Raw genomic sequence first — 19,581 nt, 5'->3', positions numbered from 1 at the left:
ATTAGTGCAAGCAAACGCCCATGAAATCACATATTGAATCTTTACTAGAACAAACCATCGAATCCTTCAAACAGCAAGGAATTGTGCCGGCTGATTTTCAAGCTCGCATTCAGGTCGATCGCACTAAAGATAAAAGTCATGGTGACTTAGCGACTAACCTTGCAATGATGCTGACTAAAGTTGCTAAAAAGAACCCGCGCGAATTAGCACAGCTTATTATTGATACCTTGCCAGCATCATCTTATGTGGCCAAAGTAGAAATTGCCGGACCAGGGTTTATTAACTTTTTCATTGATGACAATGCATTAGCTAATCAACTACAGCAAGCACTGACGAGCGACCATTTAGGAGTGGCTTTACCGACTAAGCAAACTATCGTTGTCGACTACTCTTCGCCAAACTTAGCCAAAGAAATGCACGTCGGCCACTTACGCTCAACCATCATTGGTGACAGCGTCGTGCGCGCACTCGAGTATTTAGGCCATAAGGTCATTCGCCAAAACCACGTCGGCGATTGGGGGACTCAGTTTGGTATGCTGCTGGCGTTAATGGAAGAGTTACGCGCAGCTAATGGCGAACAAGCCAAAATGGAATTGTCTGACTTAGAAAGTTTTTATCGTGCTGCTAAAGTACGTTTTGATGAGTCTACTGAATTTGCCACTCGCGCTCGTCAACTTGTCGTCGCGTTACAATCAGGTGATGAGTACTGCAATAAGCTATGGCGCGAATTTAACGACATCTCATTAAGCCATTGTCATGATGTATATAAGCGTTTAGGCGTTAGCTTAACCCGCGCAGATGTTCACGGCGAAAGTGCCTACAATGCAGACTTAGCCCAAGTGGTTAAAGATTTAGATGCCCAAGGCCTGTTAAGCGAAAGCAATGGCGCTAAAGTGGTATTCCAAGAAGCGTTTCGTAATAAAGAAGGCGAGCCTTTACCGGTTATTATTCAAAAAGCCGATGGTGGCTATTTATACGCCACCTCAGATCTTGCCGCCATGCGTTACCGCTCAAACGTATTAAAAGCCGATCGCGCCATGTACTTTGTCGATTTACGTCAAGCCTTGCACTTCCAGCAAGTGTTTAGCCTTGCCAAACTGGCTAAATTTGTTCGCCCTGAAATGTCGCTAGAGCACACAGGCTTTGGCACCATGAATGGTGAAGATGGTCGTCCATTTAAAACCCGTTCAGGCGGGGTGGTTAAGTTAGTCGATTTACTTGACGAAGCCGATGTTCGCGCTCTTGAACTGGTTCGCAGTAAAAATCCAGATATGGATGAAGCTACCCTCACTGAAATTGCTCGCGTAGTCGGTATCAGCTCAGTTAAGTATGCAGATCTGTCCAAGAACCGTACCAGTGATTATATTTTCAGTTTTGAGCAAATGCTTAGCTTTGAAGGTAATACTGCACCTTATCTTCTTTATGCCTATACCCGCGTGGCAGGTATTTTTAAACGTGCAACAGATATTGATCTTAGCCAAGCTAAGATTGTGCTCGAGCATGAAAAAGAAAAAGACTTAGGCACTAAACTGGCACAATTTGGTGAGGTGTTAACTCGCATGACAGACAAAGGCTTACCGCATGTATTATGTGGTTACCTGTATGAGCTAGCGAGTGAGTTTTCGAGTTTTTATGAAGCTTGCCCAGTGCTTGCTGCCGAAACAGAAGCACAAAAGGAAAGCCGTTTATTGCTTGCACAATTAACCGCTAAAACCTTAAAAACGGGCTTGTCGCTACTTGGCATTGAAACCCTAGAGCGGATGTAATCATGAGTCGTGACTACGCAAATCGCAAACCTCGTGCGGGCGCAAAAGCCCGTGCGCCACAACGAAAAAAAGCACCTAAACGCTCTTTTCCTTACTTGGCTGTTTTTGTGATACTCACCTTAGTCATAGGTTTTGGTTATTTCTTATGGTCCATTAATGGCAGCTCCGACTCATCGGTCGTATCTGAGCCAGCTCAACAACCTAAAAAGAAAACGCTATCAACCGCGACCGTAGAAGCGCCAAAAAAAGTGGTCAAGAAAGATCCTAACGCACTGCCACCTAAGCCGCAGGAAGAATGGACTTATCTGGAAGAGCTTGAAAACAAGCAAGTGGAGATAGACTTACCTGAAACAGGTGTAGTGTCTAGTGGCATCTATCAAATGCAATGCGGATCGTTTAGGCAAGAGTCGCAAGCAAATGAAATGAAGGCCAGAATTGCCTTCCAAGGTGCTGAGGCACAAGTGCGCCGCAGCGAAGGTACCAATGGCGTGTGGTATCGCGTGGTATTAGGACCCTATCCGAACAAGCGCGATGCGGAACATAATCGTCATAAGATGCAGAACGCAGGGTTAAATGGCTGCATCATTTGGTTGTGGGAATAACGCTGCTCGTCTGATATTGCTGTATAAATCACTTTAGCCCTGTTCTCTGCAACAGGGCTTTTTGTTGTCCATCGCTTGATATCTGTCATTTTGTCCCCATATCCATTTTATCAATCAACAATTGCATTCACCCTAATGACCCGTTGATGTATTAGTGAAGAGGATTTACCGTGACTACTATCGTATCCGTACGCCGTAATAATCAAGTTGTCATCGCTGGTGATGGCCAAGTGTCTCTAGGCAATACCGTGATGAAAGGTAATGCACGTAAAGTGCGCCGCCTATACCACAATAAAGTATTAGCCGGTTTTGCTGGCGGTACTGCCGATGCATTTACTCTTTTTGAGCGTTTTGAAACCAAGCTCGAAATGCATCAAGGCCATTTATTAAAATCTGCCGTAGAGCTTGCCAAAGATTGGCGTAGCGACAAAATGCTGCGTAAGCTCGAAGCTATGCTGGTCGTAGCGGATACTGAAACATCATTAATTATTACCGGTAATGGCGACGTTGTTCAGCCAGAATATGACTTAATTGCCATTGGTTCTGGTGGAAACTATGCTCATGCATCAGCCTTAGCATTACTGCAAAATACTGAGTTAAGCGCGGAAGAAATAGCAGAAAAATCACTGACGATTGCAGGCGATATTTGTGTATTCACCAACCAATTCAAAACTATCGAAAAGTTAGACTACTAATTCGAGCGTTAATAAAGGAACAGTTATGTCTGAAATGACTCCACGTGAAATTGTTCACGAACTAGATGCACATATCATTGGCCAACAAAATGCCAAACGCTCAGTAGCCGTTGCATTGCGAAATCGCTGGCGCCGGATGCAACTTGAGCCAGAACTTCGTCATGAAGTCACGCCAAAAAATATTTTAATGATTGGCCCAACAGGTGTCGGTAAAACTGAAATCGCCCGTCGTTTAGCCAAATTGGCTAACGCACCTTTTATCAAAGTTGAAGCGACAAAATTTACCGAAGTGGGTTATGTCGGTAAAGAAGTGGAACAAATCATCCGTGATTTAACCGACTCAGCAGTGAAAATGACTCGCGAACAGCAAATGAAAAAATGCCGTCATCGCGCCGAAGAAATGGCCGAAGAGCGCATTTTAGATGCCTTATTACCTAAGCCAAAAGATGACTGGGATACCGACAAAAAAGATGACTCTACCACCCGTCAGGTTTTCCGTAAAAAGCTGCGCGAAGGTCAATTAGACGACAAAGAAATTGAGATCGATGTTGCTGCGCCTCAAGTTGGTGTTGAAATCATGGCCCCTCCAGGCATGGAAGAAATGACCAATCAACTACAAGGCTTATTTCAAAATCTTGGCCAAAGTACCTCTAAACGTAAAAAGCTTAAAATCAAAGATGCTTACAAGCAGTTGGTTGAAGATGAAGCGGCAAAGCTAGTCAACCAAGAAGACTTAAAAGAACAAGCCATCGAGCTGGTTGAGCAAAATGGTATTGTGTTTTTAGACGAAATCGACAAAATTTGTAAGCGCGGCGAAAGCTCAGGCCCAGATGTATCCCGTGAAGGTGTACAACGTGACCTACTGCCATTAGTCGAAGGCTGCACAGTTTCCACTAAACACGGCATGGTTAAAACCGACCACATTTTGTTTATTGCTTCTGGTGCATTCCAGATGTCTAAACCGTCTGATTTAATTCCAGAGCTTCAAGGCCGTTTACCGATTCGTGTTGAATTAGACGCCCTTACCGCTGCTGATTTTAAACGCATTCTAACAGAGCCATTTGCCTCACTAACTGAGCAACATGTCGCCCTGATGAACACCGAAGGCGTAACCATAGAGTTTACTGAATCAGGTATTGAGCGCATTGCAGAAGCGGCATGGCAAGTGAATGAGCGCACCGAAAACATTGGTGCACGCCGTTTACATACCGTGATGGAAAAATTGATGGAAGAGATTTCATACGAAGCTTCTGAAAAGTCGGGTTCTAAATTTGTCATTGACGCTGAATATGTCAATGACCACCTTGATACCTTGGTACAAGATGAAGATTTAAGCCGCTTTATTTTATAACCATTATTTGAATCAAGCGCCCTCCCATTTGGTTATTATTAATGGGAGGTCTCGTGACTTTTTGGTTTATGAATAAACATCACGAATGCAGGTTACAACAATAGGATTAACAGCAAAATCGCGTATGATGATAATCTGCGATTTAGCGTTAATCCTTTTTTTATAGGTATTCCCATGACCCAATCAACGCCTACCGTCACCGGCATTAAGCTTAAGCGTCAATCTAAGTTACTCGAAGTGACCTTTGATAACGACCAAACTTACAACATCAGTTGTGAAATGCTCCGAGTCTTCTCGCCATCGGCTGAAGTGCAACGTCATGGCGACCCAATATTGGTTACCCATAAGAAAGCTGTAAATATCAAAGCGCTCGAACCTGTTGGTCATTATGCGGTAAAAATTACCTTTGATGATGGTCATGATACTGGCTTGTATTCTTGGCAGGTGCTACATAACCTGTGCAGTAATCAAACTGAATTATGGCAACAGTATTTAGCCCGATTGCGGGCAGAGAAAGGCTCACGAGAACCACTGATTTCAATGAATATTAAGTATTCATGATTACGGTACGTTTTAACGATAGACGTTAATTTCAACACTATATTTGCATAACTTTACTCATTGCGATCAGCAATTGACACTCAAACGATTATGCTTAGTCATAGTCTTCACTCGTATCGAGGTGTGTATGAAACAGTCAATTCAATTTCCGATGATTAAAGTTATATTGGTCGGATTCGCTATTATCAGTTTAAGTGCTTGCGCCCCACGTGCTCATCATGGACACGCAAAAGCGCCTACTAATAAAAAGACGGTAACTAAAGTGGTCGTTGTTAAACCAGCGGCATATCGCGTCGTTAATGTTAATAACGTTCATCAAAAGGATGTTGTTATCATTCGAAAACGTTAAATGACTCTACTATAAGTGCCAGCTATTTTGCTGGCATTGTTGAATGATGAACTTAGTTAACTCGTGTTAACAATGGCCTGCAGCCACTAACGTCGTGGCGCTTGGCCCACACCAGACCAAGTGCTAAAGTTGCATTTCTGGCAATAAATTTAATCCAAATAAATCTCATTAACCTCGTCATCCCGGCAATGCTTTTGAGCCGGGATCCAGGTGTTTCGTTATGCTTAGCACTTATCCCTGATGGCATACGGCCACTAAGGTCGTAGCGCCTCGCCCACACCAGATTTTTCAAACTTCGTTTGAATTAACATCGCAAGGTTCCACCCTGCACCGGCCAAAAGGGGATCAACAGCAATCCCCTCTTGGATCACCCCTGCCGTTCCGGCAACATTTTCGCTATTTAACCAAACAACAGCAGCGAAAAATTGCGACGGAAATGGCTCTAGCTTTTGGCCTCTTTATCGTGTTCTTCGGACTTATTTGAAAATGCTAACGCTTCAGATGGGGCGTCCCTTCCCCTCTAAAGCTAAGCTCACATCCATGTGAGCTTCACGCTATTTTCTTCAACATCCTCAATAATATGAAACCTGAAAGAGTTTAATCAGTTCTAAACTTTAAATAACTGACAACCATAAATAACGTTAATCGAAGAGATAAAAATCACAGATTTAGATGAGTCTGCGAGTATCCAAAGCATGGAGGTTTTGGATACGTCCACATGGATGCTAATTTTTACATCAAGAGTCGGCGTCTCGCTGAATTATCTACACGATAACCTGCGACTGGCAATTGGTTAAATTGAATTTTTGGACTGCTATTTTAGAATCAACTTCAGGAATGGGGATGAAACCATAGATATCATAATTACTATAAACGTTATCCTTTAAGTACAACTATATTGTTCCATACTCGGAACAAGCATTCTATGCTGTGCGAAAGCACTTTTATATGTTTAAATTTGCCATCGGTAAACTCATCGGAAGAGGTGATATAAATGAAATTTAACCACAAGCTTACTCAGGCAAAACTGAGTGCTGTAACCTTATGCCTTGGGGTTTCATTTGGTATGTCTTTACTTATCGGAAGTACAGATCCTTTTATCGGTCTTATGTTGGGCATAATAACCATCGGAGTTTATATTATGATCTTATCGGGGAAATGGCATTCGAAGAACAAATAAATGATTTTACATCCCAAAAATGTCAGCATTTAATTTAACGTCGCTTGTCATCGGCTTCGGCCCATTTTTCAATAAAGAGTGTAAATGCTAATGCTTCCGATGGTACATCTGATGTCGACAGATTCACGAATGCCGTGATGACAGGACAATAAATAACGACTTTTTTACAGTAATAGATAGCCTGAATCTGATAACTAGAATGCCTTGAAGCACAAGGATGTACGTTAAAGGTCTGCCAGGCTCAAACATCCTGTTGTAAAGAGTCTTCAACGTCATTAAGCTCAATGATATCAATTGCTTGCCGATAAAATCTGATATGTAAATGAATATCAACATTATCAAACTCACATCCTTATCCCAGATGATTTATTCCGACTATTATCTCCAAGATTGTTTATAGGGACCACATTTAAAGCTAGGTAGCGGCTGAGAATACCCGCTCTGAACATAAATTGTTATATTGTTGCCCTGCACACACCATTGATGTTATTTAGCATTAGCCTCATAAAATAAATCTAAAAAGTGACATTATCAAGCGATCGACTCTTCTACAGGCTTTTTAGAAATTGCTCTGTTTGTGCATTTGCAGGATAGTAATGCTCCATCAACAATTCCGAGGCTGTTATGTCTAACGGCGTACCAAATGAAGTCAATGTAGTTAAAAAGCGCAGCGTTTTACCAGAGACCACTATGTCTAAATAGATAAAAGGTTCAGTCGACACGATAAGTGTTTTATCCGCTAATAAATTCGCTACGCCAGGATATTGATATAAAGATTGGATCAATTCATCATGACGTTTAGGGGCGTATTGATTCTCCAGATTCAAGCGTTGCAAAGTGGTTTTAGCCACTTCCTGCCAGTTGGTCATCACATGACGTAAACCATTAGGGTGCATTAGCCAGTGAGCAATATTATCCAACCAGATACATTGCGGGTTTTCAGCCTCCATTAAGGCAATTAATTTATCAAAGCCTTTATTGCGGATCACTACATTCCAGTACCAATCAACCACAATAGCTGGGAATGGTTCATGTTTGGCGACTATAAGCTCAAGAATACTCGCCACTTCCACTTTTTTATTATCACTCAGTGGCGTACGTACATATTGTTCAGCAAAGCCTGCTAACGTGATCAGTTCATTACGGTTTCTTAAGGGCAAACTAAGTACTTCACACAAGTTCATGACCATTTCTTTACTGGGTTTGGCGCGACCCGTTTCAATAAAACTAATATGCTTAGTACTCACGTTTGCTTCTAATGCTAAATCTAGTTGGCTCAAACGACGACTAGTACGCCAAAAGCGTAACTGCTGACCAAATTTATTCATGATGACCCTTGCTAACGTTTTATAGGACTATGTTACCGCGATTTAAATCAATGAACATTACCTCCGAGGTAATAGCTTTTATTACCTGCAAATATCAATATAGTTTACACACACAACAAAGAGTAAAAGCGATGACTAATTTTAGAGTGGCATTGTTAATATCATGGATATTAATTATGAGCATAACGGCTTACGCTATCGTACAAGCCGGTCCTAATTGGCCCGCTATCTATTTTGGGGATTTATTTTTAGGTAATCCTTGGCGCCAGCAGTTTAATACTGATTTTTTAATTCACTTATTCATTTTATGTTCATGGGTGTTTTGGCGTGAAGAATCGAAACTGAAAGGGGCAATTTATGGATTTTTGAGCATTATTATGGGTGGCATGTTTGGCTTTATGTACATCCTTTATGCATCGTATCAAACAAAAGGAAATGTTAGTAAAATCCTGCTTGGTCAGCATTGCCATAAGTTAAAGAAAGAAACATAACTGTTTGTTTTGAAAGGCTCACCGTAAATTATCTTATTGCTAAATATTACATTCTAACAAAGCAATATCTAATCCTACATAACTAAAAACCAAATAAAAATGCCAGCATTTCTGCTGGCATTTTTGATCAATTGTTAACTCGTTTAAGCTTAAAGCGCGGCTTGGAAAATCACGCTGTCGGCTTTCTTAGTGTAAGAATCGATTTGGTCGAAGTTCAAGTAACGGTAAGTATCAGCTGCTGTTGCATCTAATTCTTTAGCGTATTCTTGATACTCTTCTGCTGAAGGTAAACGACCCAATAACGCTGCTACTGCTGCTAACTCAGCTGATGCTAAGTATACGTTTGCGCCAGTACCTAAACGGTTAGGGAAGTTACGTGTAGAAGTTGATACTACAGTAGCACCTTCTGCAACACGTGCTTGGTTACCCATACATAGAGAACAACCAGGTATCTCGATGCGAGCACCAACACGGCCGAAGATTGAGTAGTAACCTTCTTCCGTTAATTGATCGCGGTCCATCTTAGTTGGTGGTGCAATCCATAAACGAGTTGGTAGCGTAGTAGCAAACTTTTCTAACATCTTACCGGTAGCACGGAAGTGACCGATGTTAGTCATACAAGAACCAACAAACACTTCGTCAATCTTAGTTTGTGCAACGCTTGATAATAATACTGCATCATCAGGATCGTTTGGTGCACAAAGGATTGGTTCTTTGATGTCGTTTAAGTTGATTTCGATAATTTCAGCATATTCTGCATCTTTATCTGCTTCCATCAACTCTGGCTTGGCAATCCACTCTTGCATCGCAGTAATACGACGTTCAATCGTACGACGATCGCCATAACCTTCAGCAATCATCCACTTTAACATCACGATGTTAGAGGTTAGATATTCAATGATTGGTTCTTTGTCTAGCTTAATGCTACAACCTGCAGCTGAACGCTCAGCAGATGCATCAGATAATTCGAATGCTTGTTCAACTTTAAGTTTTTCAAGACCTTCGATTTCTAATACGCGGCCAGAGAAAGCGTTGATTTTGCCTTTCTTCTCAACCGTTAGCAGACCCATTTCAATTGCTTTTAATGGGATAGCATGGACTAAATCACGTAAGGTAATACCGGGTTGCATTTCGCCTTTAAAGCGCACTAGCACTGATTCAGGCATATCAAGAGGCATGACACCTGTTGCAGCAGCAAACGCCACTAAACCAGAACCGGCAGGGAACGAAATACCAATAGGGAAACGAGTATGTGAATCACCACCAGTACCGACGGTATCTGGTAGTAACATACGGTTTAACCACGAGTGAATAACCCCGTCACCTGGACGTAAAGCAACACCACCACGGTTCATAATGAAATCCGGTAGTGTGTGGTGAGTCGTTACATCAACTGGCTTTGGATAAGCGGCAGTGTGACAGAATGACTGCATGGTTAAATCAGCACTAAAGCCTAAACATGCTAAGTCTTTTAACTCATCACGTGTCATAGGGCCGGTAGTGTCTTGTGAACCTACAGAGGTCATCTTAGGTTCGCAGTATTGACCAGGACGAACACCTGATACGCCACATGCTTTACCAACCATTTTCTGAGCTAAAGTATAACCTTTATCAGAAGCGGCGATATCTTGTGGACGAACGAATACCTTCGATGCTTCAAGACCTAAGGTTTCACGCGCACGGTCAGTAAGGCCACGACCAATGATCAACGGAATACGACCACCAGCACGAACTTCATCTAACAATACTTCGGTTTTAAGCTCAAATGTAGAGATCACTTCATCAGTGCCGTGACGCTTAACTACACCTTCATAAGGGTAGATATCGATCACATCGCCAGTGTCCATTTGATCAACGTTGAGTTCGATCGGTAATGCACCCGCATCTTCCATGGTGTTGAAGAAAATAGGTGCAATTTTGTTACCTAGACAGAAGCCACCAGCACGCTTGTTAGGTACAAAAGGAATGTCATCACCCATAAACCATAACACTGAGTTAGTGGCAGATTTACGTGAAGAACCCGTACCAACAACATCGCCAACGTAAACTAAAGGAAAACCTTTAGTTTTTAACGCTTCGATTTCTTTGATTGGGCCAACAACACCTGATTCATCAGGCACAATACCGTCACGCGCATTTTTTAGCATTGCTAATGCGTGTAATGGAATATCTGGACGAGACCATGCATCTGGCGCTGGAGACAAGTCATCAGTGTTGGTTTCACCAGACACTTTAAACACTGTTAATGATACTTTGTCAGCCAATTTTGGACGGTTTAAGAACCAGTCAGCATTGGCCCAAGCGTCGACAACTTGCTTAGCAAAGTCATTACCCGCTTGCATTTTTTCAACAACATCGTGGTATGAATCAAACATCAACAATGTATTTGAAAGTGCTTTAACAGATAGAGGTGCTAGTGCTGCATTATCTAGTTGGTCAATTAGCGGCTCAATGTTGTAACCGCCTTGCATGGTGCCAAGCAGTTTAACAGCGTGTTCTGCGCTTAAGATAGGAGATGACACAGTGTCTTTAGCGACTGCATCAAGGAAAGCGGCTTTAACGTAAGCAGCTTCGTCTACTCCTGGTGGAATACGATTTTCGAGCAAGTCGAGGATGAACGCCTCTTCACCTGCTGGTGGTGTTTCAAATAACTTAACCAGTTCAGCCACTTGTTGTGCATTTAATGGCTTAGGGACTACGCCCTCTGCAGCACGTTCTGCGACGTGTTTACGATATGCTTCTAGCACGGCAACATTCCTCTTTGTTTGGCGCCTAACGGCGAAACTCAGCGCCACTATGGTTACGCTGATAATTCCACTGGTTCGGGCTTGAAATCCGACCTCCAGTATACTACAGCTTTATAAAAGTATGAATCAGCTCACACTCTCAGAGGTATGAAATCAACGCGATTTATCAACCTAAAAATCAATTTAGCGCTAAGTTGAATAAAATAAAATTAGACAATAGTTTGAAACAGACGGAAAAACATTTAAATACATTAACTTATACAGCACCCACTGATTAAACTATATACAAAAAGATATCCCCTTTTTTAGATGAAATATTTTTTAAAAAGTGTGTTTTGATTGTGTCTAATCAACAACAACGTAATAATTAACACTTTACGTTGTGCCGTTTATGGAGTCAGTATTGTGTCAAACCAAATAAAAGCCGTTATTTTTGATATGGATGGAATTTTAATCGATTCCGAACCGGCTTGGCAGTTGGCCGAGCTGACGGTGCTAAATAGCTTTGGGCTTAACCTCAGTCTTGAAGAAGTAGAGCAAACCACAGGCTTGCGTATTGATCATGTTGTTAGCTATTGGTACCAACGTTTTCCTTGGCCGAATTACGACAATACAGCTACAGCGAATACCATCGTTAATGAAGTGGTAAGCCAAATAAAAGCCAATGGTGAACCGATGCGAGGCGTTATTGAGTCGCTAGAGGCGTGCAAACGTTTAGGGCTTAAAATAGGATTAGCCACCTCGTCATCGTCATTAATTATTGAAGCTGTGCTGCATAAGCTGGCCATTGGCCATTATTTTGATGCGATTGAGTCAGCTGAAAATCTCGATTATGGTAAACCACATCCTGAGGTATATTTAAATTGTGCTAAAGGGTTGGGCATCGCACCGGGACAATGTATCGCAATTGAAGATTCGTTTAATGGCTTAATCGCCGCGCGGGCAGCCAGTATGCAAACCGTGGCAATTCCTGCGCCTCACACTGCTACACAAGCTAAATGGGTGATTGCCCATCATCAGCTAGCTCACGCAGGATTATTACCCGCGCTGCTAGAGGCCTAGGCCGCTACGCGGATAGTCCGCTGCGCTTCTAGAGCGGACTTCGTCCTGCTAGGGACAGCTTCGCTGCGAGGACGATAACAAGCGATAACAGCGAACGCTGCGCTCACGGATAGGGCACTCTAGGCTTTTGGCTCGATTGTTATCTCTCATCATCGCTTGCCACCGCTCGTCACCAAGATTTTATAGCCTTTAGCCGCGCAGCGCTCTAGCCTCTAGGCTTTTAGCTCGATTGTTATCTCTCGTCATCGCTTGCCACCGCCCGTCACCAAGATTTTATAGCCTCTAGCAGCGAAGCGCTCTAGCCACTAGGCTTTTAGCTCGATTGTTATCTCTCGTCATCGCTTGCCACCGCTCGTCACCAAGATTTTATAGCCTCTAGCCGCGTAGCGTCCTAGCAGCGAAGCGCTCTAGGCTTTTGGCTTAGATAGACTGCCTAAAAGTTTTTACCGACAAACAAATAGAATGCTGTTTCACCGCGATCGGTAAAACCAAAACCTAATGCTGCCGGGCCCCAGTCGGTATCAGTACCTAAATACAAACTACTGGCGTAAATCAAATCATCTAAATCGACATCATCACGATCAAACCACACATTACCAGCTTCAAGACTGGTACCTAAATACAAAGGCAAGTCGGTGATCAGTACATCACGGCCGAGATCGTATTGATAAATCACGGCCCCAAACACTTTATGTGCACCAATTAAGGTGTCTTTACGGAAACCCGACAAATTCAAGAAGCCGCCTAAATCTGCCACATGCAAGGTAAAGTTACCGTCATTCTCAACAGTTGCCAGTTCCATCTTACCTACAATGGCGTGATTTCCGAGTTTCAACGCCCCCTTCCAATCCGCTTCAAATTGCCAAGCAAGATCATCACTAAAAGTCGTATCGACATTGCTTAGTCCATTGTAGGATTCATCTCTTAAGTAGCTGACAAAGGTAATTCGATTACCTTCCGTCGGGAAGCTAATGCTGTTTAGGCTGTCGTAGGCCACTTTCAAATAGCCACCCGTGGAATGATAATCTAGTGAATCAACCGAGCCAAATTCACTGCTAACCCGACCATCTTCACCGACAAAGCCTAATTCGATAATACCATCTGAATCAAAGTTATAACCGATCCCTAAAACGATTTGAGCAACATTATTTTCGAGTTCTACATAACGGCTATCTTGATCAATTAAATCCCAATCTTTCATTTCATACTGGAATCGCGCTAGGCTATAAAATGTTTGATCACGGTCTAATGGTTGATAAAACTCAGTGCCGACTAACTTTTTATACCCCAGTTCTAATTCGTTACGCCACTCACCACCATTTTCAGTTAAGTCGGTCATGGTGTAAGCCAAACTGAGTGTAATAGCCGAATCTAAGGTAAAATCATCTTCCCAGTTAAAGCCTGCTTGAAAGTAATTCGGCCCCCATGATTTGGCTCTGGTGGTAATGGTTAAAATTCGGCCCTGTTCAACATCTTCAAACTCGGCATCGACACGCTCGAATTTATTCAGTGAATACACTCGATTTAAGGCTAAATTTAACTCTTCTTTGGTCAGTACAACGCCTTCGGTAATCCCTAAACGCTCACGCAGTAATTTTTCACTGACTTTTGATTGATTGTCGAAAGCAATTTTATAAATGGGTTTTTTAAGCGGATCGATCCACAGTAAACTTTGTTGTAATTTATCCGCTTGATAAGCTAAATAGTCTTGCTCACTAATACCAAGCGCTTCCAGCTTCACTAACTCTAAATTGGCGGCATTTTCACCTAATTTGAGCGCTAATGGCATGATTGAAAAATCAGTGGTGCTTAGGCTATCAATGGCAGGACGAATGAGGATATCGCTAGACGTCAGTAAGGTTTTTTGGCGAGCTGTGCTCGCTTGAGTCAAAATAGTTGAAAGCTGCTCTAAAACCGCAATGGTACTGTCTAAATGTTCTTGTTTGGTCAGTGCGGAACCAATATCGACGGCAATGATGATATCTGCCCCCATGGCTTTTACCACATCGATAGGCATATTATTGGCAATTCCGCCATCAACCAGTAAACGACCGTTAATCAATGCTGGCTGCAATGCACCTGGAACGGTGGCAGATGCTTGCATGGCTTGTACTACACTGCCGCTGGATAACACCACTGCTTCACTGGTTGCTAAATCCGTCGCCACCGCTCGGTACGGAATCGCGAGTTCATCAAAGTCACCAAACTGTTCAACTAACCCAGTGGAGTGGCGCAGTAATTGAGACATGCTTTGGCCACGTAACAAACCACTAGGTGAGGTTAAGCTATTATTGTTATAACCCACGGTCAGTGGAATATTAAACTGATCTCGTTGCTGTTTATCACGGTAGCTTAATTTATCGCGCGGAATGGTGTCTGAGTAGCCTTTAGACCACTCACCACTAAGCATTATTTCTTCTATTTGATCGGCGTTATAGCCTAACGCGTACATGCCAGCAACATAAGCACCAATACTGGTACCCGCAATGTAATCAACAGGAATATGATATTTTTCAAGTACTTTCAACACACCAATATGAGCAGCACCTTTTGCCCCGCCGCCACTCAGCACTAAGCCAATAGTGGGCCTTTCTTTAGCGGCTTTTTTTGCAGCATAGACAGGTTGCACTACTAGACTAAAGCAAATACAGCTAGCCAAAAACCAGGTAGGTAAGTTAAGGCGCAAAATTTGTTGCATAAATCATTCCGAAAGTAGGTAAAAACAACTTATTCTAACAAAATTTAATCAATACCCATACTAATGGATAGCAGTAACAAGATTACCCTGGCATCACTAATGAACTCATCATTCATTAATCCCCATTTGTCGCTTAATATCGAGCTCAAGTTCGGCTTTGGGCATCGGCTTGGCAAAATAATATCCCTGAATAATATGACAACCACGCTTAACGACTTGTGCAAGTTGTTCAGATGTTTCAACACCTTCAGCCACGACTTCAAGCGATAGGTTACGTGCTAATTCAATAATACTGCTCACAATGGCTTGATCGGCTTGATGGTTGTCAATATGAATTAAAAACGAGCGATCTATTTTCAGAATATTAACTTGGAATGAACGTAAATACGCAAGCGACGAATAACCTGTACCAAAATCATCTATAGCAACATCAATACCTAACTGCTCCAACGCGAGTAAATGCTGGCTGGCGATAGCAATTTCTTTCATCAATACGCCTTCGGTAATTTCTACCGACAAACATTTAGCAGGCATGCCAGTTTGATGTAATGTTGCGGTTAAAAAGTCGATAAAGTCTGGCTGTCTGAAATGCATTGCAGACACATTAACCGACACTTTTATGTCGCTTTGGTATCGCTGATGCCAATCTGCACCGTCGAGACAAGCTTGAGTTAGCACCCAACGATCAATCTCAACAATCAAACCACAGGATTCTGCAATACCTATAAACACATCGGGGTTAACCATGCCATCTTTTGGGTGTTTCCAACGAATTAACGCTTCAACGCCAACAATACTGTTTTGTTGGTTAACATCTATCTGAGGCTGGTAATACAATTCAAATTCATTGCACAGTATCGCTCGATGCAAATCAGCCTCTATGCGTAAGTGATATAAGGCTTCTGCATTCCGTTCTGCTGAATAATATTGAAAATTACCACGGCCCTCCTCTTTAGCATGGTACATGGCTAAATCGGCGTTTTTAATTAAGGTTTCAGGCGTTTGATCATCGCCAGACCAAATGCTAATACCAATGCTGGTCGAAATAAAAAATTCTCGACCGTATAATTTAAAAGGCGTTTCGATTTGTTTTAATAACTGTTTGGCAATGTGGTTAATGGTGTCGACGTCTTTTGCATCACGCAGCAAAATAACAAACTCATCACCACCAAAACGACACAATAAATGTTCTTCAGACAAACAAGACTGTAGTCGACTTGCAGCTTCAACGAGTAATGCATCACCCATACTGTGACCGTATGAGTCATTAACATGTTTAAATCTGTCGAGATCTAAAAACAATAACGCTAGGGTTTCTTTATGCTGTTTTGCTATTTCAATAACCTGGCCCAATCGGCGCGAAAACATCGCTCGATTAGCTAAGCCGGTTAACATGTCATTGTTTGCTAAGCGGCGCAGATGTAACTCATTATGCTTACGTTCAGTGATATCAGAAAACACCACCACATAATGTAATGCCGAACCATTCATATTGAACATGGTCGATACATTGATCCAAACAGGGCATCGGCTACCATCACTACAATTAAATTCACATTCTCCGGTCCAAAAGCGCTCCTTATCGAACACATCGTCCATATCAAAAGGCTCTACAGTCTCAAACACTAAGTCGGAAAAAGGTGTGCCGGCCAAATCACTCTTTTTAGCCACTAGAATTAAATTAGCCGCAGCATTGCTAATTTTGATGTTCTTTTTCATGTCTAATATCAACATGCCTTCGGAAGTATTTTCAAATGCTTGGGCTAATAAATTAACCTCACTTTCAAGGGTTTTTTGTTGAGTGATGTCGGTATACATCCCTGCAGCATAAATTAATCTTCCATTGCTAAGATCTACCTCAATAGCACGGCCTTTAATTCGTAACCAATGCCACTGATGATCATGCTGATTACGATATCGATACTCGGCATCAATCATCTCGACGTTACCGTTAACAAGGTCCTGCCAAACCGATGTGATTCTCTCAACATCGTCTTGATGAATTGGGATCTCTTCTAGTTTAACGTCAATCTGCTGCTCTGGTCCTAATACACCACCGCGATTATCGAGTGACAGCACTTGTGTTGATTTATGCCACTCCCATAGGTCCGAATCGCTGCCTTTTAACGATTGACGTAGGCGTTCATCACTTTCAACCAAAGCATGATTCATTTGCTTAAACCGATGAATTTGCCGCTGTCTATATAACAATATAATGGCGGCTATCAGTAATATGCTAAAAATCAATGCGCCTTTAAATTGTTGTGAGCGCCACCAAAACTGCTTTACAGTAAATCGATATTGAAATGGCTCATTCGACCACACGCCATTTCTTTTATATAAAAGCTCAAGTGCATACGACCCAGCGCTTAAACCGGTAATATTAATCTGTGACTGGCCTTCTAATAACACGTAATTGCCAGAGTCTGTGCCATCTTTGACCAAACGATACTGTATGGTCATTGGCTTATCATCAAGGTAATCGAGCACGGCAATTTGAAAGCTAATTAAGCTGGCACCCGGTTCGACTTGCGACAATTGACTTGGAATGAGATAAACCTCGGTATTGTTTTCATAAAATACCGACACAGATTCAAGTATCACTTTGTCATTTACAGTCCGCGGCGCCAGTTTATCGAGGTCGATTAACATCGCTCCGTCTGGCGTACCCACAAAAAAGCCTTTTGCAGGGTCATAAAACTTTGCCGACTCATTAAATTCATCGGAAATAAAACCGTCTTTATGGCTAAACGAACTGACTTTACCTGTCGCCTTATTAACCTTAATAATGGCACTGGCACAGCCAACAATATGGTCTGTTTCAGTGTCCTGTAAAAAGAACACCACTTTACAATCAATCTTCCACTGTTGATCCAGCGAAATAAGCTCATCGGTTTGAGTATTGAATTGATATATACCTTGCTGGGACGTGCCTAGCCATATAACCCCCGGCGCCACTTGCATAAGACTATTCATGGTTGGGACATTTGTAAAATCAGCAAATACATCCACTTTAGAAATATATTCACCCGCAGTGGTTAAATAGCCAAAATGTTTACTGCCACTAATCCATAAATGATCAGCATCATCCCTTAATAAGGCTTTATATAGCGTATGACTTAATGACTGCTGGCCATCTAATAAAACTTGTAACGTCAAATCAGTATTACCATCTTGCCAATAATACAATCCTTTAGTGGTGGTAAACCAAATCACATCACTCAGTAACTCGTCACGATAAATCCCAATGACGATTCTATCGTCCAGTGACTCTTTACCACCACTCCATGTCGCAAAGTCGGTACTGGCATTAGTCAATTTATTAACAACATATAAGCCACTGGTCGTGGCCAACACAAGATGCTGTGCGTTTAAAGACTCAATTCGATAAATACTGTCACTCAGTTCAAATCCTTTGGGGATTACCATGGTTGAGGTTTGGCTCTGAATGTTAACGACAGACAAACCACCATCGGTGCCTAGCCACACCTTATCGCCTTCGCTGTATACCGACCACACCATTTCATTATCAAGTTGATAAGGCGGCTTTTTAGAATAATCTTCAATTAAAAAATGAGGTTTACCCGCTATCACCGCTAACCCATCACCAGAGCCACCAACCCACAGTAAACCTTCAGAATCCACAGCCATATCATGAATGTAATCAATGTTAGCTCGCTGTTTAAGCTCGTCATGGTATACGGTTAACTTGTTGTTTTCTGGACTCCAAAAAATCAATCCTGCTCGGCTTGAAATCCACAAGTCACCATTAAGATCTTGCTCCATTTGGTCAACATAATAGGGAATCTCAGGCACAGATTGCACCGTAAGCGTTTCGGTATTGACCTTAAATAAACCTTTCGATGTCAACATCCACACTCGTTGTTGTCTATCTTGAAACAACTTTCTGATGGAATCATTTTTATCAGACAACGAAAATAGACCAATGAAGCTACCATCGGCTTGGTGAAGTTGAAGCTCGTGATTAGTTGAAAACAAATACTGGGAATTGTGCAATTCAAGCGCATTGCGCCAAGGTAAATTATGGTCTAAAGAATGACTTGGAGATAAAGACAATTGCTGAGAAGCATCATCAAAATAATACACTTGACCAGAATAAGCGAGTATCAGCAATCGTCCATCAAGCTGACGCTGAGTTGCCGCCACGCGAATACTGTTATTGATATTAGTCGCATCATTATCTTCAGGTTTAAGCAATAAACTGAAGTGATTATCTAAAATACTGTAAAGATATAGCGAGGAATTGGTGCCAACAAGTAAATGGTCTTGGCCAGAATTAACTACTGTTGTAATCAGTTCGTCATCAAGTACCGAATCAAAACCCACTTTATCAATACGTCTTACTTTACTATTACTAACGCGATAAAGACCTTGCTGAGTCGCCAGCCAAACATAACCATAACGGTCAAAACTAATGTCTTGAATCGTCGCATTAGCTAAGCCATCTTTGGCGTTAAAGACTCGCTGAACAATGTCTGCACTGCACGCAGGCAATACAGTAAATAAAGACAATATAAAACAGCCTAGGCTCACCAATACTGCTCTGGTCATAAATTCAGTTTATCCTTTACGTGATCAAATGCAGGCAAGCCCCACACGTAGCAAAAAACAGGCTTATCATCATCGACACATTAATCATCTTGGTGTTGTGATGGATCGGTTACTAGCCAAAAAAGTTAATATCACTTATTTTTATTGTTAACGACTTGAATGCGATTTTTATAAGTAAT

12 protein-coding genes are annotated in these 19,581 nt (G+C 42.0%); 8 read left to right on the top strand and 4 right to left on the bottom strand.

Features of this window, described 5'->3' with window-relative positions; translation table 11 throughout:
* The first annotated feature begins 20 nt into the window (after positions 1 to 20).
* The 6 genes from argS to AAEY94_RS12285 all read left to right on the top strand — a co-directional run bounded on the left by argS (position 21) and on the right by AAEY94_RS12285 (position 5,324).
* On the top strand, positions 21 to 1,766 hold the full coding sequence (gene argS / locus AAEY94_RS12310; RefSeq protein ID WP_350978978.1) for an arginine--tRNA ligase: 1,746 nt from the start codon (positions 21 to 23) through the stop codon (positions 1,764 to 1,766).
* Between the two features lie 2 nt (positions 1,767 to 1,768).
* Entirely contained in the window at positions 1,769 to 2,368 is a 600-nt protein-coding gene (locus AAEY94_RS12305) for an SPOR domain-containing protein (protein WP_101087707.1), read from the top strand.
* A gap of 170 nt (positions 2,369 to 2,538) precedes the next feature.
* A complete protein-coding gene (hslV, locus tag AAEY94_RS12300) occupies positions 2,539 to 3,063 on the top strand; it encodes an ATP-dependent protease subunit HslV (RefSeq protein WP_101087708.1) in 525 nt (174 codons plus the stop codon).
* A 25-nt stretch (positions 3,064 to 3,088) separates the two neighbouring features.
* The gene (hslU, locus tag AAEY94_RS12295; RefSeq protein WP_101087709.1) at positions 3,089 to 4,414 is read left to right on the top strand and encodes an ATP-dependent protease ATPase subunit HslU; all 1,326 of its coding nucleotides are present in this window, start codon (positions 3,089 to 3,091) and stop codon (positions 4,412 to 4,414) included.
* 174 nt (positions 4,415 to 4,588) lie between these two features.
* On the top strand, positions 4,589 to 4,975 hold the full coding sequence (locus AAEY94_RS12290) for a gamma-butyrobetaine hydroxylase family protein (protein WP_011639181.1): 387 nt from the start codon (positions 4,589 to 4,591) through the stop codon (positions 4,973 to 4,975).
* Positions 4,976 to 5,102: 127 nt separating this feature from the next.
* The gene (locus tag AAEY94_RS12285; RefSeq protein WP_350978977.1) at positions 5,103 to 5,324 is read left to right on the top strand and encodes a hypothetical protein; all 222 of its coding nucleotides are present in this window, start codon (positions 5,103 to 5,105) and stop codon (positions 5,322 to 5,324) included.
* A gap of 1,728 nt (positions 5,325 to 7,052) precedes the next feature.
* Here AAEY94_RS12285 and AAEY94_RS12280 read toward each other — a convergent pair.
* Positions 7,053 to 7,832 carry a helix-turn-helix domain-containing protein gene (locus AAEY94_RS12280; protein WP_101087712.1) on the bottom strand — a complete coding sequence of 260 codons (780 nt, stop codon included), beginning with the start codon at positions 7,830 to 7,832 and terminating at the stop codon, positions 7,053 to 7,055.
* A 176-nt stretch (positions 7,833 to 8,008) separates the two neighbouring features.
* On the opposite strand from AAEY94_RS12280, the gene AAEY94_RS12275 reads away from it, so the two are divergent.
* Complete coding sequence (locus AAEY94_RS12275; RefSeq protein ID WP_350978976.1) at positions 8,009 to 8,323, top strand: hypothetical protein; 315 nt, start codon at positions 8,009 to 8,011, stop codon at positions 8,321 to 8,323.
* A gap of 149 nt (positions 8,324 to 8,472) precedes the next feature.
* Here the strand turns inward: AAEY94_RS12275 and acnB are convergent, their stop codons facing one another.
* Positions 8,473 to 11,070: a bifunctional aconitate hydratase 2/2-methylisocitrate dehydratase gene (acnB, locus tag AAEY94_RS12270; RefSeq protein WP_350978975.1), complete on the bottom strand. Its 2,598-nt coding sequence runs from the start codon at positions 11,068 to 11,070 to the stop codon at positions 8,473 to 8,475.
* Between the two features lie 402 nt (positions 11,071 to 11,472).
* Between acnB and hxpB the strand changes: the two genes are divergently transcribed.
* Positions 11,473 to 12,132 (top strand): hexitol phosphatase HxpB, encoded by a 660-nt coding sequence (gene hxpB / locus AAEY94_RS12265; protein WP_182744122.1) that lies wholly within the window; start codon positions 11,473 to 11,475, stop codon positions 12,130 to 12,132.
* Positions 12,133 to 12,565: 433 nt separating this feature from the next.
* On the opposite strand, the gene AAEY94_RS12260 is transcribed toward hxpB, so the two are convergent.
* Both AAEY94_RS12260 and AAEY94_RS12255 read right to left on the bottom strand, forming a co-directional pair.
* Positions 12,566 to 14,830 carry a patatin-like phospholipase family protein gene (locus tag AAEY94_RS12260; protein WP_101087715.1) on the bottom strand — a complete coding sequence of 755 codons (2,265 nt, stop codon included), beginning with the start codon at positions 14,828 to 14,830 and terminating at the stop codon, positions 12,566 to 12,568.
* A 108-nt stretch (positions 14,831 to 14,938) separates the two neighbouring features.
* Positions 14,939 to 19,402 (bottom strand): EAL domain-containing protein, encoded by a 4,464-nt coding sequence (locus tag AAEY94_RS12255; protein ID WP_350978974.1) that lies wholly within the window; start codon positions 19,400 to 19,402, stop codon positions 14,939 to 14,941.
* Positions 19,403 to 19,581: the final 179 nt, after the last annotated feature.

The sequence above is a fragment of the Shewanella sp. AC34-MNA-CIBAN-0136 genome (genome assembly GCF_040309945.1).
Lineage (GTDB): Bacteria > Pseudomonadota > Gammaproteobacteria > Enterobacterales > Shewanellaceae > Shewanella.
This window is presented reverse-complemented; position numbering and strand designations above follow the sequence as displayed.